The following is a 21,007-nucleotide window of genomic DNA, read 5'->3' on the forward strand; positions in this document are numbered from 1 at the left end:
GACTGAAAGATACCTCTTCCAAACTCTGTCAGTATGGAAGAGGTATCAAGGGATACCGGTTAGTAAAGCACCCGACAGCGAATGGTTCCTTCAATTTCCCGCAGTTTTTCCTGCGCAATTTCACTGCGCTCCGCATCCACATCAATCACCACGTAACCGACCTGCTCGTTAGTTTGCAGGTACTGACCACTAATGTTGATGTTGTTGTCAGAAAAGACCTGGTTGACAGAGCCCAGAACGCCTGGAATGTTTTTGTGGATGTGCAGTAAACGGTGCTTGCCGGTATGGGTTGGCAGTGCTACTTCCGGGAAGTTAACAGACGACAATGTCGTACCAGTATCACTGTACTTGATAAACTTGTCGACGACTTCACCACCAATATTTTCCTGAGCTTCCTGTGTGCTGCCACCAATGTGCGGTGTCAGAATAACGTTGTTCATACCGCGTAACTGGCTAATGAACTCATCGTTATTGGAGCGAGGTTCTTCAGGAAATACGTCGATGGCTGCCCCAAGCAGTTTGCCGTCTTCAAGAGCTGAAGCCAGTGCCTCAATATCGACTACAGTACCTCTGGAAGCATTGATAAATACACTGCCGTCCTTCATGGCTTCAAGCTGCTCTTTACCCATCATCCATTTAGTTGCAACGGTTTCCGGTACATGCAGGCTGACCACGTCAGACATTGCCAGCAGCTGGTTAAGGTCTGACACGGGTTTGGCATTACCCATGGGCAGTTTGGTGACGGTGTCGTAGAAATAGACGTCCATGCCCAGAGACTCAGCAAGAATGCTCAACTGGCTGCCAATGTTGCCATAGCCGATAATGCCCAGCTTTTTGCCACGGCTTTCGTAAGAGTTGGCAGCGCTTTTCAGCCATCCGCCACGGTGGGCCAGGGCATTCTTTTCGGGAATCCCGCGTAGTAGCAGAATCGCTTCTGCCAGCACCAGTTCGGCCACAGAGCGGGTGTTGGAATAAGGTGCGTTGAAGACCGGGATGCCCCGGGCTGTAGCGGCCCTGAGGTCAACCTGATTAGTGCCAATACAGAAACAGCCTACTGCAATCAGTTTCCGGGCTGATTCGAAAATATCTTCCGTCAGCTGGGTTCGGGAGCGGATGCCAAGAAAGTGAGCGTCTGCTATGCGCGCTTTCAGTTCTTCCGTGGGCAGGGACTTGGTGACATAGTCAATATTGTTGTAACCGGCAGCTTCCAGCACTTCTACGGCTGAAGGGTGTACACCTTCAAGCAGAAGGAATTTGATCTTGCTCTTGTCCAGAGATGTGGATGACATAGTGTTCGCTCAGTTGTTTTATTCTATGGCTCCGTCGGCACAGGCGCTGGTTTTAATGGGGGGCCGTGCATCCGGTTCAGGGCATAATAGCTGGAGTCCGTGCCAGCAGCCTGATGAGAATGTATTTATGGTTGTCCGGGCAGAAAATGATACCACAGCGACAGCCGGAAGCTGCCGTTTTTGCTTATGATTTCAAGGATCAGCTGTCGCTTTGTGGTTTTGCTAATTATGAATTTACTACTTAAGGAGGCTTAAACCTGTGGGCAGGAAAGGTTAACATACCCCGCAGGACTTAAATGCCGATACTGGACAGGGTGGTCATCACCTGCCTGATAGCCTGGGATAGTGCAGGATGTGCTTCGCTGAAGCGTATGGCCTCCTGTTCCAGCTGTTCGTTGTACTCCTGCAGTGGAATGTCACCTTCTGCCTGCGCCAGAGCAATCTGGATTTCGTCGGTGATCTGTTTCAGGGAACCAGCCGTGCAATCATCAACAGGCTGACCTTCCAGCAAGTCGTGCAGATCCTGGATATTGAGATGGAGTTCTTCTGACATGGTTCTCTCCTCCGGCTTGGAAGCCTGATGGAATGATTCAGGGCCGATGGTTATCTTGTTGGGCTCCGGACTGCCGGGAACGTATCGGCCACATTATAATGATAAGATAAAAGGGAAGCCTAGATGAAGTACAGGCACCGCTGGCTTAGTGGCGACCGCATTGATCTTCCAACGGGTAAAATTGTCTGCGTTGGCAGAAACTATGCCGAACACGCTGAAGAACTGAACAACCCGCTGCCGGATGATCCGGTGTTGTTTATTAAACCAACAAGCTCTGTCGTACACCTGGAGCTGCCGTTTAAAATTCCCCGGAACCGGGGCGACGTGCATTTTGAAACAGAGATTGCCCTGCTGATTGATAAACCTCTCTGCAATGCCAGTGAGCATGAAGCGACCGATGCTATCAAGGCGTTAGGGCTGGCTCTGGACCTGACCCTGAGAGACCTGCAGGCGAAAATGAAAAGCCGGGGACTGCCCTGGGAGGTAGCCAAGGCTTTTGATGGCAGCTGCCCGGTTTCATCGTTTGTCGCGAAAGAACATCTGCCTGATCTGGAAAACATAGCCTTCAGTCTGAAAATAAATGGTGAAGTCCGGCAGCAGGACACCAGCGCTAATATGCTGACGTCTATTCCGGGGCTGCTGAGTTACATCAGCCGGCATTTCACTCTGGAACCCGGGGATATTGTGCTTTCCGGTACCCCTAAAGGGGTGGCACCGCTGTATGCCGGTGATCGTCTGGAACTGGCAATAGCGGATGTCTTCTCTGTCGAAACCTCGTGCCGGGCACCCTAAAGATCTGGCTGTGGTGCCAGATAGTTAAATAGGTAGTTAATAGCTAGTTAATAGATAGTTGGATAAGTATTTTCAGGAAAGGGCTATCCATTGTCAGAAACACTGCCTGACTTTAAACTCCATATCCTGGTAGTAGAAGACAATTCGGTCAATCAGATGGTGGCGCAGACACTGCTGGAAAAACTGGGTTGCTCTGTGGTCATCGTGGATAATGGAGAAGCTGCCGTTCAGAAAGTAGCGCAGGAATCATTCGATCTGGTGTTGATGGATTGCATCATGCCGGTTATGGATGGCATGGAAGCCACCCGAACCATCAGGGCATCCGGCCAGCCTTACGACCGGATCCCTATTATTGCTTTTACCGCTAACGCTACGGATGAAGACCAACAGGCTTTTCAACAGGCCGGCATGGATGATTTCATCGACAAGCCCGTGACGGTTGATAAAATGACCGGGCTGTTACAACGCTGGTCTGACAAACTCAACGGTTAATGCGCTGAGTACTGCCTGAGCCATCAACCGCCACAAAGACCATTGAGGTATCTGTCAGCTTTTTCTGCGAAACCGAGTCGCCGTTGTCGTTCTCTATCCAGGCTTCCACAATCACCCGGATGGATGTTTTGCCCACTTCAGTTACCCGGCTGTACAAGCCAATAATGTCACCAATCTGTACCGGCCGCATAAAGCTCATAGCACCAATGCTGACCGTAACGACCCTGCCTCTGGCGACTTTTCTGGCCTGAATTTCCCCAGCCTGGTCGACATTCATCGCTACCCAGCCAGCAAACACATCGCCGGTGTAATTGGTGGACTGGCTATCCGCCAGTACCTTCAGAGTCAGTTCCCCCTGAGGTACAGGATTGTCATCGTTCACGAGATTCATTCATTCTCTCCCGGTCTTCTTCTTATTTTCTGCTGCGGGTTCAGCTTTTGCTCTTTTAACATAAATCGTTTTATGGTGCATCAGCCATAGATTTGTGCTGGCAGCCAGGTGGCCAGCTGTGGCCAGACTGCCAGTGCGATCAGCATGATCAGCTGAATGGCTATAAAAGGCACAACGCCTTTGTAGATATCCGCTGTTGCCACCTCTTCTGGAGCAACCCCTCGCAGGTAAAACAGGGCAAAGCCAAAAGGGGGGGTTAAAAAAGAGGTCTGTAAGTTAACAGCAATCATAATGCCAAGCCAGACCGGGTCTACGCCCATAGCCAGCAGGACGGGTCCCACCATTGGCACGATAACAAAGGTGATTTCAATAAAATCAAGAATAAAGCCGAGCAGGAACATTACCACCATCACCAGCAGTACCGCTGTGAAAACACCGCCGGGCAGGCTTTCAAACAGAGACTGGATCAGTTCTTCACCACCAAAGCCCCGGAATACCAGCGAAAACACCGATGCCCCGATAAGAATCAGGAACACCATACAGGTGATTTTGGTGGTACAGGTCACCACTTCATACAGAATCTCTCGATGAATCTGTCGTCGGGCAGCGGCAAGGGCAATAGCACCTGAAGCGCCGACGCCTGCAGCTTCTGTGGGTGTGGCAATGCCAGTGAGGATAGACCCGAGTACGACGATAATCAGCAGTACCGGAGGCAGCAGCGTCATCAATAATGAGGTCTGGCTGCTTTCATCAAACTGTTTAATCTCCTCATCGGTTAACGCTGGCGCTGATTCAGGCTTCAGCCATGCCACCACCATGACGTACACAGAGTAAGCCAGCACCAGCAGTAACCCCGGAATCAACGCTCCCACAAACAGGTCGCCAACCGATACGGTTTTGGGAGAGAAAATTCCCATATTCAGCTGAGCCTGCTGATAAGCGGTGGACAACACGTCACCTAACAAAACCAGTGCGATGGAAGGAGGGATAATCTGTCCAAGGCTGCCTGTTGCACAGATAGTGCCGGTCGCCAGCTGGGCAGAATAGCCTCTGCGCAGCATGGTCGGTAGCGATAACAGCCCCATGGTGACCACTGTGGCACCGACAATACCGGTACTGGCTGCTAACAACATACCCACCACTGTTACGGAAAGCCCCAGCCCCCCACGCAGCTGACCAAAGAGCCGGGCCATGCTTTCCAGCAGGTTTTCTGCGACTCTGGATTTTTCCAGCATGACACCCATAAAAACAAACAGTGGAACCGCCAGTAACGTCTGGTTGCCAATAATTCCAAATAAACGACTGGGTAAGGCTGTCAGGAAAGAGCCGTCAAAGTATCCTGTCAGTGTACCGATGGCTGCGAAAATCAGGGCGGTTCCTGCCAGGGAAAAAGCGACCGGATAGCCAATCATCAGCACAGCGCAGACACAGGCGAACATAATCAGGGGGATAAACTCAGCCATGCTGCACCTCCTGAACATCAGCCAGTAGCATTAACGAGCGGAGGAGTTCAGCAATGCCCTGTAAAAACAGGGTGAAGGCCAGACACAGGATCAGGCTTTTCAGCAGGAAAACAGCGGGCAAGCCTCCCGGGTCCGTGGAGGTTTCCATAATGCTCCAGGACTGCATGACGTATTCCCAGCTCATAAACCCAATGAACAGGCAAACAGGAATGAGCAGAAATAGCGTACCCATACTGTTCACCAGGGCCTGACCTTTTGGCGACATGCGCCGGTAAAATACATCAACTCTGACGTGTTCCTGGTGTTTAAGGGTGTAACCACTGGCTCCCAGAAAGATCAGCGCATGGAAGTACATGGCAGTTTCCTGCAGGGCAATAGAGCCAACATTAAGAAAGTAACGCAGCAAAACAACAAGACAGACAGATAAAACCAGTAAGAGGTTAAACCAACTGATCAGCTGACCGGTTTTTTCCGTCAACTGATCGATCCCGGCTACAACTCTGTGCAGCATAATCCAGCCGGATTTCATGAGATGCCCCTGATTTATTATTGTTATTGTGGCTTTACCATGACCGTTAGATGGTAAAGTCTTGAAAATTACATTTCTGTCGTTATCTGAATACTGTAATTTTTGCCATTGATTATACCCAGTCACCACCTGAATCTGCAAAACGATGCACAGGTTTGTTAGCTATTGACGGTTCGTTTTTCTGCAGGTCACAATATTGTCATATTCCCTCCCTATGATTTCAGCCATCAGACAATCTTATTTCCATGAACATTTGTCCATGCCTGCAGTGCAGACGAATTCGTTCATGACTGTTGGGTCTGTATCGTCTCTATCGCGGAATGGAACCGCAGCGAATAACAAGAACCCTCTTAGGAGAGACTATCAATGAAACTGAAAGCGCTCATCACTGCTGTGGCTCTGGTAACAGGAGTTGCAGGAATGCAGACCGCAGTGGCCAGCCAGATCGACGCCGATATGCCGGTCTATAAAAAATCCAGTGGCGTATCCGGAAACCTGTCCAGCGTTGGTTCCGACACTCTGGCCAACCTGATGACCCTCTGGGCTGAAGACTTCAAACGCGAATACCCGAACGTCAACGTACAGATTCAGGCTGCCGGTTCTTCGACTGCGCCTCCTGCCCTGACGGAAGGCACTTCCAACATTGGCCCCATGAGCCGCAAGATGAAGGATAAAGAGCTGGAGGCTTTTGAAAAGCGTTACGGTTACAAGCCTACGCCGGTTCCTGTAGCGATTGATGCCCTGGCCGTCTTTGTTAACAAGGACAACCCCATCAAGGGGCTGACCATGGCGCAGGTGGACGCTATCTTCTCCACAACCCGCCGGTGTGGTGGCGACCAGAACATCACCACCTGGGGACAGACAGGTCTGGAAGGTTCCTGGAAAAATCGTTCTATCCAGCTTTACGGACGCAACTCTGTATCCGGAACCTATGGGTACTTCAAGAAAGTGGCACTGTGTAAAGGTGATTTCCGCAACAATGTCAACGAACAGCCCGGTTCGGCATCTGTCGTGCAGTCAGTTTCAGCCTCCATCAACGGACTTGGTTATTCGGGCATCGGTTACAAGACGTCCAGCGTCCGTACTGTGCCTCTGGCGAAGAAAGACGGTGGTGAATTTGTTGATGCAACGCCAGCTAATGCCGTAAACAGCAGTTACCCTCTGGCCCGCTTCCTGTATGTTTACGTGAACAAGCAGCCAAACAGGGCGTTACCTCCGCTGGAGCGTGAATTCCTGAAGATGGTTCTGTCCCGTCAGGGACAGGAAGTAGTGGTTAAGGATGGTTATATTCCACTGCCAACCACTGTCGTTGAAAAATACCTGAGTGAGCTGGAACTCTGATCACTCCAGTTTGCTGAGATAAAAAAAGTCCCCGCATGCCTGAGGCAGTGCGGGGACTTTTTTATTCAGTGTTTTTACAGCACCATTGCCGCAATCCAGCCAAAGATAATCATTGGCAGGTTGTAGTGCAGGAAGGTCGGAAGAACAGAGTCGCGAATGTGGTCGTGCTGTCCATCAGCATTCAGACCTGCTGTTGGGCCAATGGTGGAGTCAGACGCCGGAGAGCCCGCATCACCCAGACCACCTGCAGTACCTACCAGTGCAGCAGTTGCCAGTGGCGAAAAGCCCAGCGCCATAGCCAGAGGGACGTACAGGGTAGCGATGATAGGCACTGTGGAGAAGGAGGAGCCGATACCCATGGTGATCAGCAGACCAACCAGCAGCATCATAAAGGCCGCCAGCGGCTGACTCCCGCCCACAAGATTTTCAACCATGTTCACCAGAACCGGAATGTCACCGGTGGTACGCAATACTTCGGCAAAACCGGCTGCGGAGATCATGATAAAACCACAGGCGGCCATCATCCGCAGACCCTGGGCAAACACGTCATCCGCTTCACGCCAGCACACAACCCGGCCCAGAATCATAATGATGAAGCCGGTAGCGGCACCCAGAGCCATGGAGCCTGTACTGAGTTGAATGCCCAGTGCTGAAGCAACGGCCAGTACGACAGAAACGACACTTGCCTTGTTCAGGGTCACCTCTTCGTCCTGAACCAGCTGGCTTTGTTCAACGTGATAGGAGCGAGGTTTACGATAGCTGACAAACAGCGCAAACAGCAGGCCCAGGAACATACCACTCACTGGGATCATCATGGCAGAAGGCATCAGACTCAGGTCGATATCCAGGCCGTTTTTCTGCAGATTGCCACCCAGAATCTGCATCAGGTAGATATTACCGAAGCCAACGGGTACAAGCATGTAAGTGGCTGTCAAACCAAACGTCAGGAGACAGGCAATCTGACGACGGTCGATGTTCATCGCACTAAAGGCAGACAGCAACGGTGGAATCAGTACCGGAATAAAGGCAATGTGGACAGGCACAAGGTTCTGGGAGGCAAACGCCATCAGAAGAACCATGACGAACACGCCATACTTCAGTGAATTTCTGCCATTTGTCCTGGCGTCACTTTTCACTTTTTTGATAATCTTGCCTGCCATCCACTCGGGTACGCCAGAGCGTGAAATGGCAACGGCAAAAGCACCTAGCATGGCGTAGCTCAGGGCAATGCCAGCACCGCCGCCAAGGCCTTCAGAAAAAGCGGTTATGGTTTCGTGGATATCCAGTCCACCGGACAGTCCACCTGTGAGGGCTCCCAGAAACAGGGCTAACACAACGTTTACGCGCATTAAACTCAGCGCAAGCATTACTGTAACAGCCAGAATTACTGCGTTCATCGAATTTCCTGATTGTCATTTCCAGCTAACTGAATGTTTGTTTATATTATTTATTGCAGTCAGCTTTTACTTAACCACTATCCAATATGGACTAATTTTGTGGCGTTGAATGTTTTAAAGAATGTTGTAACGCAAGGTTTCCCGAAGGGAATCAATGATGGGAGTGATGATGTCGGTGGGAGTGCAGAGAGGTAAGAGCGACAGACATTGCATCAGCGCTGGTATTTAAGCAGGAAAGATATTCCTGATAATATTGCCCACTTTGTGAGCTTAATTGTTTTATTAGCATGGCTTTTATTAACATGAAAAGTCTCGATTAATGTACTGCGTCCTTAGCGCGAGTTACTTAAAATACTGATTTTTCCAATTCTGTGCAAACCTAATATTCGCACCGGTTAAAGTTTGGGCGAATTCAGAATGTTTTGACAATTGGCAACGTGGCTGATCGCTTATTTTCCGGTTGTAACATTTTTGTAATACATTCGTTTTATTGTACGCTCATTAATCCGTGCGACCAGAGCCATGTACCAAAAAATGATAGAAAACAGCCCTGGTGTCGACTTCAACACCCCGGCCCTTAGACGGAAGCGCTCTTTGCGTTTTCTAAAAGACAATTTTGCCCGATGGGCAGTTGCTGTAGGTGGGCTTGGGGTTATTGCCGCCATAACCCTTATATTTTTCTACCTTGTTTACGAAGTAGCGCCATTGTTCAGGGGAGCTGCGGTTACCCCGCAAAGCACATGGACCCAGAGTATTGATCAGGATAATCCTCCGCTCTATCTGAGCATGGAAGAACAGGGTGAGATAGCCCTGAGCATCAACCGCCTTGGTGAGTTTGATTTTCGCTCAACCCGGACTGGCGACAATAATTCGCGGTTTTATCTGCCTCTGCCTGCCGGTACAGAAGTAGCAACCCTGACCAGTGATCCTGCGAATTCAAACCTGATGGCCGCTGGATTAAGCAATGGTCAGGCGATTGTTTTCAAGGTTGGGCATAAAATCAGCTGGCCTGATGATCAGCGTATTATTACGCCTGTTGTTGAGTACCCTTATGGCGAACAGCTTCTGACGCTATCAGACAATAGCCTCAGTGACATCACTCTGGCTGATAATGACAGGCAGTTATTTATCGCTGCGGTCAGCAGTGGCAGGATGGTTGCGACAGCGTTCAGCAAGGAAGAAAACTTTCTGACAGAAGAAGTGACCCTGGAACAACAGGCCGTCACGCTGCCGGCCATTCCCGGTAAGCCTGAACAGTTAAAAATTGACCCTGACCAGCGCTGGCTGTTTGTAAGAATGGCTGGTGATGAAATGGCTGTCATCAATATTGACAGGCTGGGTCAGCTGCATTTGCATTCAGTGACTGACCTGACGGTTGGGGACGCCACTATCACTGAAATTGAGTTTCTGCTAGGTGGAGTCTCGCTCCTTACAGGCGACGATAGTGGTTTAATCAGTCAGTGGTTCATGGTTCGTGATGAGCAGAATGAATGGTCTTTGCAGCGGGTTCGTGACTTCAAACTGCTGGATAGCCCGATTACCTCGATAAAACCTGAACATCGTCGTAAAGGATTTCTTGCGTCTGATACAGAAGGCAATGTTGGGGTGTTTTATACGACCGCCGGTCGAACGCTTATAAGACAACAGTTGTCTGATGGCCCCATTAATCAGATGGCGATTTCACCAAGAAGTAACTACCTGCTGGTCGACGGGCAGGAAGGTGTTGAATTTTTCAGGGTTAAGAATGAACACCCTGAAGTGTCGTTTTCTGCTTTATGGCAAAAGGTCTGGTATGAAGGCTACGAACAACCTGAATACATCTGGCAATCCTCGGCTTCAAACAACGACTTTGAGCCGAAGCTCAGCCTGACCCCACTCTCTTTCGGTACCCTGAAAGCAGCCTTTTATGCCATGTTGCTGGCAACCCCCCTGGCGATAGCGGGTGCCATTTATACCGCTTACTTTATGGCTCCGGGTATGCGCCGAAAGGTGAAGCCAATGATTGAACTGATGGAGGCGTTGCCTACCGTTATCCTTGGCTTCCTGGCGGGTTTATGGCTGGCACCACTGATTGAGAATAATTTGCCGGGCATTTTTGCACTGCTGCTGTTTGTGCCGGTGGGTATTCTTCTGTTTGCTTTTATCTGGGATTCATTACCGGGCAAAATTCGTCATGCCGTTCCGGAAGGCTGGCAGGCGGCGTTGTTGATACCTGTCGTCCTGTTAAGTGGCGCTGTTGCCTTCTCAATGAATGGCATACTGGAAGTCACTTTCTTTGATGGCGATATGCGTACCTGGCTGACATCGGAGCTGGGGATTCCCTACGATCAGCGCAATGCCCTGGTGGTCGGGCTGGCGATGGGCTTTGCGGTGATTCCCACCATTTTTTCCATTGCCGAAGACGCTATTTTCAGTGTTCCCAAACACCTCAGCTACGGCTCTCTTGCACTGGGCGCAACCCCCTGGCAAACCCTGGTTCGGGTGGTTCTGCTGACCGCCAGTCCGGGTATTTTCTCTGCCGTCATGATTGGCATGGGACGAGCGGTGGGTGAAACCATGATTGTGCTGATGGCAACGGGCAATACCCCCATTATGGATGCCAATATCTTTGAAGGTATGCGCACACTGGCGGCCAACATTGCGGTAGAAATGCCGGAATCAGAAGTGGGCAGCAGCCATTACCGCATTCTGTTCCTGGCGGCACTGGTTCTGTTCCTGTTTACCTTTGTCGTTAATACCGCAGCTGAAATTGTCCGTCATCGTCTGCGCAAGAAATACAGCTCACTGTAAAAGGAATCACGTTAATGAAAACAGTGACAAACAAAACGTCGGTGGGAAGGTGGTTCAGCAGTGGTTCTCCCTGGGTCTGGTTAAACGCCGGAGCCGTAGCAATCAGTGTGATTCTTGTGGTGGGTCTGCTGGCATTGATCGCCGTTCGGGGGCTTGGGCATTTCTGGCCGGGCAGTATTATTGTGACGGAATACCAGATTCCCGGGCAGGAGCCCAGAATCGTTGCCGGTGAGATTGTAGAGTCTGAAGTAGTCCCGGCTGCACGTCTGAAAGCAGCGGGCTTACCCATTGAAGATAATGAAGGTGAAGTGGTGCGTGACCTGTTGAAAGTTGGCAACCGGGATATCTATGGTTCCGACTTTGCCTGGGTTGTGGATCGCTGGCTGCTGAAGCGCAAACACCCTGAAGACATTATGGCGCTTGAGCGCCGTGAATGGGGTAACTTCTATGGCTATTTGCAGAGCATCAAGGAAGACGGTGTTGTGGTCGCTACAGGGGCAGAGGCATGGGATGAACTGCAAAACCGTCTGGATAGAGCCCTGGGCATCCACAAAGCCATTTATGCCATTGAGAAACACGATATCGGTTCGGTAAATGCCAGGCTGGAACGGTTACGACTGCAACAACGAAGCCTTGAGTTAAATAACCGGCTGACACCAGAACGGCTGATTGATATAGAGGCTCAGCGTCGTGTTTATCAGGCGGAATACAAAGTCATGGAAGAACGACTGGCGCAGCTTTATACCGCCTTTAACCGCGATAGCTTTGTCGCTACCACGGTTGAAGGGCGCGAAACCGAGCAGTATTTCAGTAAGATTGTCAGGGCATACCGGCCAAATGCCATGTCGGTGTGGCAGAAAATCGGTTTTTACTTCAGCAAGCTGAAAGAGTTCATCACAGAAGATCCCCGTGAAGCCAACACTGAAGGCGGGGTGTTCCCTGCTATCTTCGGTACCGTCATGATGGTGATCCTGATGTCGATCATTGTGACGCCCTTTGGTGTGGTGGCTGCCGTTTATCTGCGTGAGTACGCTTCTCAGGGCTGGCTGACCCGTGCTATTCGTATTGCTGTGAACAACCTTGCCGGTGTGCCATCGATTGTTTATGGCGTATTTGGTCTGGGCTTTTTCATCTATTTCGCAGGTGGCCAGATCGATCAGTTATTCTTCCCGGAAGCTTTGCCGGCCCCAACCTTTGGTACGCCGGGCCTGCTCTGGGCATCCATTACACTGGCACTGCTGACCCTGCCGGTGGTAATTGTGGCAACGGAAGAAGGTTTATCGCGCATTCCGCGCTCGGTACGTGAAGGCAGTCTGGCGCTGGGGGCGACGAAAGCAGAAACCCTGTGGCGCGTTGTACTGCCCATGGCGAGCCCGGCGATGATGACCGGTTTGATTCTGGCGGTGGCCCGTGCGGCTGGTGAGGTGGCGCCATTGATGCTGGTCGGTGTGGTGAAACTGGCTCCCAGCCTGCCGCTGGACGCTAACTATCCTTTCCTGCATCTGGATCAGAAGTTTATGCATCTGGGCTTTCATATTTACGACGTTGGCTTCCAGAGCCCGAACGTTGAAGCGGCAAGACCGCTGGTGTATGCCACAGCGTTGCTGCTGGTCGTTGTGATTGCGGTGCTGAATTTGTCAGCGGTGGCTATCCGCAATCAACTGCGCGAGAAGTACAAGAGTCTGGAAGCATGATGGCCTTGAATAAGAGGGTTGCTTCCAATCACAGAATAAAACTTTTAAATGGTATATGGTGTAGGTAATCACATGCTGAATGAGGCACTGGACGTGAGCACATCATCCCGGACTGGGGAGGGGCAACAGACTGCCCGGACTGCGACAACTGAATCCTCCAGCCCGGCGTTTAATCTGGAAAGCCTGGGGCGCAGCCGTCGCAAGCTGTATCTGGATCAGGAAGATACCTGTTTCAGTGTCGAACAGCTGAACCTGCTGTATGGCAGGAAGCAGGCCTTGTTCGATATTTCCATGAAGATTCCCAAGAAGCGGGTGACTGCTTTTATCGGGCCCTCTGGTTGTGGTAAATCAACCTTGCTGCGGACAATGAACCGCATGAATGACCTGGTTGAAGGTTGCAGTGTCACCGGCAAAATTCTGCTGGATAATCAGGATATCTATGAAAAAAGTGTGAATGCTGCCGACCTGCGCCGACGGGTAGGGATGGTTTTCCAGAAACCCAACCCGTTTCCCAAGAGCATTTATGAAAACGTCGCTTATGGCCTTCGTATTCAGGGGATCAATAAAAAGCGGGTTCTGGATGAGGTGGTTGAGTGGGCGCTGAAAAGTGCTGCGCTCTGGGATGAAGTCAAAGACCGTCTGCATGAAAGCGCTTTAAGTATGTCTGGTGGTCAGCAGCAGCGACTGGTGATTGCCCGTACCATTGCGGTTGAACCTGAGGTGTTGCTGCTGGATGAACCGGCTTCAGCGCTGGATCCGATTTCAACGTTGAAGATCGAAGAGCTTATCAACAAACTGAAATCAAAATTTACTATTGTGATCGTGACGCACAACATGCAACAGGCAGCCCGTGTGTCTGATTACACTGCTTTTATGTACATGGGCAAGTTAATAGAGTTTGGCGATACCGACACGGTATTCACCAACCCGGCCCGGAAGCAGACTGAAGACTATATTACCGGCCGTTACGGCTGAGGCAGAATAAGTATATGGATACGAAAACAGACCTTATGAGTCATCATATTTCCCAGCAGTTCAACACTGAACTGGAGGAACTGCGGAATAACCTGTTATCCATGGGGGGGCAGGTTGAGAAGCAGGTGTCGGATGCCATTGACGCCCTGATCAATGCAGACAGTGAAGGGGCGATTTCGGTGTGTGAAAAAGACACCGATATCAACTCCATGGAACTGACCATTGATGAAGAGTGCAGCCGCATTCTGGCCCGTCGCCAGCCTGCTGCCAGTGACCTGCGACTGGTACTGGCCTGCACCAAGGCTTCGACAGACCTTGAGCGTATTGGTGATGAAGCCGCCAAAATTGCCCGTTTCGCCATTTCCCTGACAGAGCAGGGTGAAGCGCCGAAGGGTTATATTGAAGCCCGCCACATTGGCAATCATGTTCGTCAGATGGTTCAGGACGCCCTGAACGCCTTTGCCCGTTTTGACGCGGACCTGGCTTTAGCGGTGGCTAAAGAAGACAAGTCTGTGGATCGTGAATACAAAAGCGCGACCCGTGAACTGGTGACCTACATGATGGAAGACCCCCGCTCTATCACTCGTGTGCTGAACATTATGTGGGTGCTGCGTTCACTGGAACGTATTGGCGACCATGCCCGTAATATTGCAGAGTACGTGATTTATCTGGTGAAGGGTAAGGATGTTCGGCATATCGGCATCAAGCGCATTCAGGCAGAAGTGTTTGATAAATAATAACCGGGCCTGAATGACCGCACTTTACATGACTGAAAAATCAACTATGGTAACGAGCGACAAAATAACCTGAGATGCCCCCGTCTGCGGAGCTTTAGAGGCACTGCCTCCAGGATCATTTTATGCTTGGGCGTTTGCATGATTTTCTAGCGTGTTGCTGCAAAACAATGTTTCTACCAGCCCTGTTTTTTGCCACGCAGGGACACGGTTTTTCTAGTTACAAAACAGGGGCGCTTCGTGAAGCACCCCTGTTTGTTTTTACGGCCTTCTTTATGGAGTACCACTGGGGGCGGACTCCGACCCCATTGATAAAACCAAAGTGTGAAATCCATATTAAGCCTGGCGATACCCGGGACCTGCGTAAAAAAAACAGTCAATATCAGGGGTGTGTACTGGCACTCTCTGGCTCATACAGCATCAGCCGGCCGCTTGTTCTCAGAAATGTTCTGACTAGTCGCGATACAGGCGTACATGATGGAGCCTCCCGATATATTGGCATTGATGTTGGCCCGAATGAAAGGGAGCAGACCAGACAGTCCGTTGTCGTGAAAACGTTCTTCTCATCTCTTGAAAACTCACCAGTAACGCCTGCCACACTGGTGCTAAAAGGCGATGACGTACCCCCCCTGATATTAGGCGATGAAAGTGCTATCAAAGGGGTTGCCATAGACCCGTCCCATCTTGGTCTGGATGATCAGGGGTGCTGGCCAATAGGGTTTGCATACCGCGACCAGCTTGCCAGGAGATCGCCAGACCTGATTTACCAGGATGTCAACTTTTTAAATACTCAATGCCTGACAAATAATGGCGACGTGCCGGCAAGGCAGGCTCCCTCAAATTCAAGGAAAAAAATCAGAAGTGGGTCAGGAGTATCAGACTCAAGAAAAAGTGGTAATCCCTATAAACCGAAGTCATGTGATAAGGTTCACGGATGTCGCCCAGCTATTGAACCTAACAGAAACTACGATTTAGGCCATGTTGTCTCTTTATCTGCGGGAGGTGGCGGTGATGACAGAGATAACAACAAAAAGAAGGATCGAAAAAAACGTATCCAGGGGCTGATTGCCATCATTGAGAAAATCCACAATGCTCAAGTCAATGGCGATAAGCAATTAGAGGATGAACACAGGGGTGAGTTTTCTCAACTGTGGGGCTCCACTGATGAAATAGTTCAGAATATGTTCCGGCAACAACACCCCGGTATTCTGGATCGATACGGGCTTTAAGCGTACCCATCCGGGTATTTTTGTTGCCAGACCCAGGCATGCCTGACCATTTCCTCCAGACCGTATCGGGCTTTCCAGCCCAGCTCTGCCTCTGCTTTGCTGACATCGGCATAGCAGATATCCACATCCCCTTCCCTTCTGCCTTCTTCCTGAACGGGGATGTTCACATGGTTGTATTCCTGAAAGGCGTTTAATACTTCATAGACACTGTAGCCACGACCAACACCAAGATTCCATGTGTGTACGCCTGAAGAATCCTGAAGCTTTTCTATGGCTTTAACATGACCTCTGGCCAGATCGACAACGTGAATGTAGTCCCTGATGCCGGTGCCATCAGTGGTTTCATAACCTTTATAGACCCGCAGGTAAGGGCGCTTCTTTGCAGAGACCTGTGTGATATAAGGCATGAGATTATTGGGTATGTCTTTAGGGTCTTCCCCTATGTAGCCGGACTGATGGGCTCCAATCGGGTTGAAATATCTCAGTAAAGCGATGTTCCATGAGGAATCGAGACGAAGGGCTGCCTGGTGCTGATACTGGAGCATTTCTTCAATCAACAGTTTGGTGTGGCCATAAGGGCTCGTGTGGGACAGGCTTGCGGTTTCGGAAATAGGCATGGTTTCCTGCTGTCCGTAAACGGTTGCTGAAGAACTGAAGACAATTTTCTTTACGCCTGCTTTTTCCATGGCGGCAAACAGGGTGTTACTGCCATAAACATTATTGTTGTAGTATTCCAGAGGCTTTAACACGGACTCCGCTACCGCCTTAAAACCGGCAAAGTGAATGACGGTTTCTATGGGGTAAGTGGAAAACACATCATCAAGAAGCGTTTGGTTGCGAATGTCACCGTGGATAAATATCAGCTTTTTTCCGGTAATTTCCTCTACTCTGTTCAGCGACTCCCTTGATGCATTACTCAGATTGTCGAGCACAATAATGTCATAACCCGCTTCCAGTAACTCAACACATGTATGACTGCCAATATACCCCGCTCCTCCGGTGACTAGCATCATTGTTCCACATAGAGATGTTCCGCTCCGTAAATCCGGAACATAACGTTTTGCAGAACCGTTGGACAGAGCAGGAAGAAGACTGCCCGCAACAAGAGTGGATGCGGCTTTTAACAGTGACCGTCGTGTCTTTGACTCAGGGGATTTGTTCTGCATTTTGAATCCAGTAAAAAACGTTCTATTGCCAGAGCAATATAGTTCGCCCATTCAGTTATTTGACGGAAACGAACCAAACTTTCTAAAAAGAAAAAGATTGCGACGATCTGTACAAGAGCAGTCTTTTACCGGCTATCGTCATTACTAATAAAGTTGATTCTTTTTCACTTTTGCAGAGAGTCAATTTTGGCAAGCAGTCTGTTTTAATTTCGTATTCATTGGCAGGGATCCATGGATCAGACAATTGCAGCAACCGAGGACTGGGGCGTACCAGAGCAGGACCAACTGGAATTTGATCCTTTACTGGAGTGCCTGGCTTTCCTGACACGTCATTACGGTAAACCTTATTCTCACGACTCTCTCAGGGCAGGACTGCCTCTTGAAGAGGGTTTATTTAATGCCGATCTGTTTATGCGTTCAGCCAACCGTGCCGGTTTGGCCAGTAAGGTACATAAACGGGATCTGGTGGACATTTCCCCGCTGGTCACCCCTGTGGTTCTGTTTCTCAAGAAACGAAAGGCCTGTATTCTGCTGGACATTGATCACGAAGAAGGTCATGCCAGAGTGGTACTGCCTGAAACGGGTGACGGGGTTAAGCGTATTTCTCTGGACGACCTGACTGAGCATTACACAGGCTATGCGATTTACGTTCGGGAAAAACATCGTTACGACAAGCGCAGCCCAACTACTCTGAATGTGAAATCCAGACACTGGTTCTGGGGAACCATTCTGGGTTCCTGGCGCATTTATCGTGATGTATTGCTGGCTTCCCTGATGATTAACCTGTTTGTCGTCGCAAGCCCGCTGTTTGTGATGAACGTGTACGACCGGGTGGTTCCCAATCAGGCTTTTGACACCCTTTGGGTACTGGCCGTGGGGGCGATTATTGTATTCAGCTTCGATTTCATTCTGAAAATGATTCGAAGTTATTTTATTGATCTGGCAGGGAAAAAGTCCGATATCCTGTTGTCGTCCAGAATCATGGAACGGGTTCTGGGGTTGAGCATGTCAGCACGCCCGGCCTCTGTTGGTTCTTTTGCCAAGAACCTTCAGGACTTTGAAAGTATTCGGGAGTTCATTACTTCTTCAACCGTTACGGCTCTGGTGGATCTGCCTTTCACCTTTATCATTCTGATGGTTATTTTCATGCTGGGTGGGCCACTCGCCTTTATCCCGCTGTTCTGTATGTTCCTGATTGGTGTGTACAGTTTTGCCATTCAGGGACCTCTGCGTCGTTCGGTTGAAAAGACCCTGCGTTCTAATTCCCAGAAAAGTGCCACGTTGATTGAGAGTCTGACGGGCATGGAAGCACTGAAAATTGCCCAGGCTGAAAGTGATATTCAGTACAAATGGGAGAAGTCTGTTGGTCATATTGCGACCTGGAGCATACGGACAAAATTACTGAGTTCATCAGCTTCAACCGTCAGTGCCTATGTTCAGCAAATGTGTAATATTGGTCTGGTGGCTACGGGTGTTTTCCTGATTTCAGAAGGTGAGTTGAGTATGGGGGGGCTGATTGCCACCGTCATGCTGGCAGGTCGCTGCCTTGCTCCCATGGCTCAGGTAGCCGGTCTGGCGACACGGTACAATCAGGCAAAGTCTGCGCTTGATGGTTTGAACCAGGTGATGGATATGCCTGTTGAGCGCCATGAAGACCGGGATTATGTCAATCGCCCGGAACTGAAAGGCAGCATTGAATTTGACCAGGTTGACTTCACCTACCCTGAGCAGGAGATTCAGGCTCTTCGTGGCGTTTCCCTCAAGATCAAGGAGGGTGAAAAAGTTGCGATTATTGGTCGTATAGGCTCAGGCAAAACCACCATTGAAAAGCTGATTCTTGGCCTTTACGAGCCAGAAAATGGCGCAATTCGGATTGATGGTATCGACCTGAGACAGCTTAACCCTTCTGACCTGCGCAGCAGTATTGGTTGTGTCTCTCAGGACATCACCCTGTTCTACGGCTCCATCAAAGAGAACATCACTCTGGGTGCCAGCTTCATTGATGATGCGGCTCTGTTGAAAGCAGCTGAAATCGCCGGTGTTACCGAGTTTGCCAACAAACACCCCAATGGTTTGGATATGGTGGTGGGTGAACGTGGACAGAACCTTTCCGGAGGTCAGAGGCAGAGTATCGCCCTGGCAAGAGCCCTGTTGATGGACCCACCGATTCTGGTACTCGATGAGCCCTCCAGCTCGATGGACAATACGACTGAGCAGCACATGAAAGAGCAGCTCAAGACTCGTTGTAAGGATAAAACCATTGTTCTTGTTACTCACAAAGCCTCCATGCTGGATATGGTGGACAGGCTGGTCGTGGTGGATAACGGCAAAGTGGTTGCAGACGGACCCAAGGAACAGGTACATGCTGCTCTGAAACAGGGCAAGCTGAAGATTGAATAACGAATGGTATTCCAATGAGCGATCAAAAGGACACTGATCCAGGCAAGCAGAATGAGCAGGCAGCCCCGCAGGAGCAGGAAGCCTTGCAGGAGCAGGACGTTCTGGAACCTGATGAAACGGCAGCAGAGGCTGATGGGGAAGACACTGCTGAATCTTCTCTGGAAGAGCATGTAAAGCCTGAAGACCTGGAGTACATGTCAGACACCAGCGCCGCTATGCTGATGAAAACCCCAAGAGGTGGCCGTTTGCTGATTTACATGATGCTGCTGGCGGTCTTTTCTGCTGTTATCTGGGCCAGTGTGGCTGAGCTTGACGAAATCACCCGTGGCATGGGTAAAGTGATTCCCTCGTCCCGGCTACAGGTCGTTCAGAATCTTGAAGGTGGCATTCTTCAGGAACTTTATGTTCAGGAAGGTGAACTGGTTAAAGAAGGACAGTTGCTGCTCAGGCTGGACGACACTCGTTTTCGTTCCACTTACCGGGAAAGTGCGGTTGAGTACTACAGTGAACTGGCCAGGGCGGCACGTCTGAAAGCCGAGCTGAGTGGCCAGGACATCTATTTCCCGTCAGAACTCGATGACTATCAAGAGTACATTGATCGTGAAGAAACGATATACGAAAACCGAAAAGATGGTTTAAGGGCAGAGCTGGATATTGCTAACCGCCAGTCCAGCCAGGCAAAGCACGAACTGTCAGCTTCAGAAGCCCAGCTGGAATTTCTTACAACCAGTTTTGAGCTGGGAGAAGAAGAACTGGAGTTAACCAAACCGCTTGCCAAACAGGGTGTGGTGTCTCACGTAGAGATGATTCAGTTGAAACAGCGGGTTAATGACCTTGCTTCCGAGAGGAAAATGACGGAATTGTCTATTCCCAAACTAAAGTCAGCCTATGAAGAAGCACTTGCCCGAAAACGAGAGCTGACGGTTAAATTCAGGGAAGAAGTGGTTCAGGAGCTGAGAGAAACAGAATTAAAGCTCGACCAGATGACGGAGTCTCATACCAGTCTTGAAGATCAGGTTAAGCGGACACTGGTTCGTTCACCGGTTCCCGGTATTGTTAAGAAAATCAATATTAATACCATCGGTGGTGTCATTCAGCCAGGCATGGATTTGCTGGAGATTGTGCCGGTTGAAGATAATTTGCTCATCGAAGCAGAAATCAGCCCTAAGGATATTGGTTTTTTACGAGAGGGTATGACTTCGGTCGTGAAATTAACCGCTTATGATTTTGCTATCTATGGTGGTCTGGAAGGAACACTGGAGCATATTGGTGCCGATACGGTTGAAAACGAAAAAGGTGAAAGCTTTTACGTCGTCCATATTCGTACAGACAAAAACTACCTTGGTAATGAAGAAACACAGTTGGAAATTATTCCCGGAATGAAAACCAATGTTGATATCCTTACCGGAAAGAAAACCTTAATGGATTATTTGCTTAAACCTATCCTGAAAGCCAAGCGAAATGCATTAACTGAGCGATGAAGTCTGTTACCAGTCTGTAAAGCAATCTAAGTTGATCCCTATAGAACTCAATAAATTGTTTCGTGTGGTTTATTTAAAATAAACCACACTGTTGCTATTTATATATCTATTTTAATTTCAATTTACTATATAAATCAGGGCGCAGTACACGCTTATATCTGGCTATTCTGAAATTAATAAACGTTTTATTAATTTTTAATAAAAAGGTGCGAAGGGAATTCGCCCTACCCTGCGTTTAATTTTCCTGCCACAACGCTTAATTCGAATTCCCATTGCTCCTATGGATTGAGA

General features: G+C 49.7%; 17 protein-coding genes. 10 read left to right on the forward strand and 7 right to left on the reverse strand.

Going from position 1 to position 21,007, the window contains the following annotated elements; translation table 11 throughout:
* Nucleotides 1-59: 59 nt before the first annotated feature.
* Entirely contained in the window at nt 60-1,289 is a 1,230-nt protein-coding gene (serA, locus tag V5J35_RS13260) for a phosphoglycerate dehydrogenase (protein ID WP_354007594.1), read from the reverse strand.
* Nucleotides 1,290-1,581: 292 nt separating this feature from the next.
* The gene (locus V5J35_RS13265; protein ID WP_354007595.1) at nt 1,582-1,842 is read right to left on the reverse strand and encodes a DUF4404 family protein; all 261 of its coding nucleotides are present in this window, start codon (nt 1,840-1,842) and stop codon (nt 1,582-1,584) included.
* 123 nt (nt 1,843-1,965) lie between these two features.
* Here V5J35_RS13265 and V5J35_RS13270 point away from each other — a divergent pair, with 123 nt between their 5' ends.
* Nucleotides 1,966-2,634: a fumarylacetoacetate hydrolase family protein gene (locus V5J35_RS13270; protein ID WP_354007596.1), complete on the forward strand. Its 669-nt coding sequence runs from the start codon at nt 1,966-1,968 to the stop codon at nt 2,632-2,634.
* 90 nt (nt 2,635-2,724) lie between these two features.
* On the forward strand, nt 2,725-3,126 hold the full coding sequence (locus V5J35_RS13275; RefSeq protein WP_354007597.1) for a response regulator: 402 nt from the start codon (nt 2,725-2,727) through the stop codon (nt 3,124-3,126).
* On the opposite strand, the gene V5J35_RS13280 is transcribed toward V5J35_RS13275, so the two are convergent.
* The 3 genes from V5J35_RS13280 to V5J35_RS13290 all read right to left on the reverse strand — a co-directional run bounded on the left by V5J35_RS13280 (nt 3,116) and on the right by V5J35_RS13290 (nt 5,509).
* The gene (locus V5J35_RS13280; RefSeq protein ID WP_354007598.1) at nt 3,116-3,517 is read right to left on the reverse strand and encodes an acyl-CoA thioesterase; all 402 of its coding nucleotides are present in this window, start codon (nt 3,515-3,517) and stop codon (nt 3,116-3,118) included. The two genes, V5J35_RS13275 and V5J35_RS13280, sit on opposite strands and share 11 nt — an antisense overlap.
* An 80-nt stretch (nt 3,518-3,597) precedes the next feature.
* Nucleotides 3,598-4,980, reverse strand: a complete 1,383-nt coding sequence (locus V5J35_RS13285) for a TRAP transporter large permease (protein WP_354007599.1) — start codon at nt 4,978-4,980, stop codon at nt 3,598-3,600.
* The gene (locus V5J35_RS13290) at nt 4,973-5,509 is read right to left on the reverse strand and encodes a TRAP transporter small permease subunit (RefSeq protein ID WP_354007600.1); all 537 of its coding nucleotides are present in this window, start codon (nt 5,507-5,509) and stop codon (nt 4,973-4,975) included. Before V5J35_RS13290 ends, V5J35_RS13285 begins: the two co-directional genes overlap by 8 nt.
* A gap of 366 nt (nt 5,510-5,875) precedes the next feature.
* Between V5J35_RS13290 and V5J35_RS13295 the strand changes: the two genes are divergently transcribed.
* Complete coding sequence (locus V5J35_RS13295) at nt 5,876-6,850, forward strand: PstS family phosphate ABC transporter substrate-binding protein (protein WP_354007601.1); 975 nt, start codon at nt 5,876-5,878, stop codon at nt 6,848-6,850.
* A 74-nt stretch (nt 6,851-6,924) separates the two neighbouring features.
* Here V5J35_RS13295 and V5J35_RS13300 read toward each other — a convergent pair whose 3' ends face one another.
* Nucleotides 6,925-8,247, reverse strand: a complete 1,323-nt coding sequence (locus V5J35_RS13300) for a Na+/H+ antiporter family protein (RefSeq protein ID WP_354007602.1) — start codon at nt 8,245-8,247, stop codon at nt 6,925-6,927.
* Nucleotides 8,248-8,781: 534 nt separating this feature from the next.
* Here V5J35_RS13300 and V5J35_RS13305 point away from each other — a divergent pair.
* The 5 genes from V5J35_RS13305 (at nt 8,782) to V5J35_RS13325 (ending at nt 15,669) form a co-directional block, all read left to right on the forward strand.
* Nucleotides 8,782-11,037: an ABC transporter permease subunit gene (locus V5J35_RS13305; RefSeq protein WP_354007603.1), complete on the forward strand. Its 2,256-nt coding sequence runs from the start codon at nt 8,782-8,784 to the stop codon at nt 11,035-11,037.
* Nucleotides 11,038-11,051: 14 nt separating this feature from the next.
* The gene (gene pstA, locus V5J35_RS13310; protein ID WP_354007604.1) at nt 11,052-12,731 is read left to right on the forward strand and encodes a phosphate ABC transporter permease PstA; all 1,680 of its coding nucleotides are present in this window, start codon (nt 11,052-11,054) and stop codon (nt 12,729-12,731) included.
* Between the two features lie 48 nt (nt 12,732-12,779).
* Nucleotides 12,780-13,706, forward strand: coding sequence for a phosphate ABC transporter ATP-binding protein PstB (gene pstB / locus V5J35_RS13315; RefSeq protein WP_354007605.1), 927 nt, complete (start codon nt 12,780-12,782; stop codon nt 13,704-13,706).
* A gap of 14 nt (nt 13,707-13,720) precedes the next feature.
* Nucleotides 13,721-14,443, forward strand: a complete 723-nt coding sequence (gene phoU / locus V5J35_RS13320; protein WP_354007606.1) for a phosphate signaling complex protein PhoU — start codon at nt 13,721-13,723, stop codon at nt 14,441-14,443.
* Between the two features lie 167 nt (nt 14,444-14,610).
* Complete coding sequence (locus tag V5J35_RS13325) at nt 14,611-15,669, forward strand: hypothetical protein (RefSeq protein ID WP_354007607.1); 1,059 nt, start codon at nt 14,611-14,613, stop codon at nt 15,667-15,669.
* Here V5J35_RS13325 and galE read toward each other — a convergent pair.
* Nucleotides 15,666-16,835 carry a UDP-glucose 4-epimerase GalE gene (galE, locus tag V5J35_RS13330; protein WP_472924776.1) on the reverse strand — a complete coding sequence of 390 codons (1,170 nt, stop codon included), beginning with the start codon at nt 16,833-16,835 and terminating at the stop codon, nt 15,666-15,668. The two genes, V5J35_RS13325 and galE, sit on opposite strands and share 4 nt — an antisense overlap.
* Before the next feature lie 231 nt (nt 16,836-17,066).
* On the opposite strand from galE, the gene V5J35_RS13335 reads away from it, so the two are divergent.
* Together V5J35_RS13335 and V5J35_RS13340 are read left to right on the forward strand one after the other, a co-directional pair.
* Nucleotides 17,067-19,235 carry a type I secretion system permease/ATPase gene (locus tag V5J35_RS13335; RefSeq protein ID WP_354007608.1) on the forward strand — a complete coding sequence of 723 codons (2,169 nt, stop codon included), beginning with the start codon at nt 17,067-17,069 and terminating at the stop codon, nt 19,233-19,235.
* Between the two features lie 14 nt (nt 19,236-19,249).
* Nucleotides 19,250-20,716, forward strand: coding sequence for an HlyD family type I secretion periplasmic adaptor subunit (locus V5J35_RS13340; protein WP_354007609.1), 1,467 nt, complete (start codon nt 19,250-19,252; stop codon nt 20,714-20,716).
* Nucleotides 20,717-21,007: the final 291 nt, after the last annotated feature.

The organism is Endozoicomonas sp. NE40 (assembly GCF_040549045.1).
Lineage (GTDB): Bacteria > Pseudomonadota > Gammaproteobacteria > Pseudomonadales > Endozoicomonadaceae > Endozoicomonas_A > Endozoicomonas_A lisbonensis.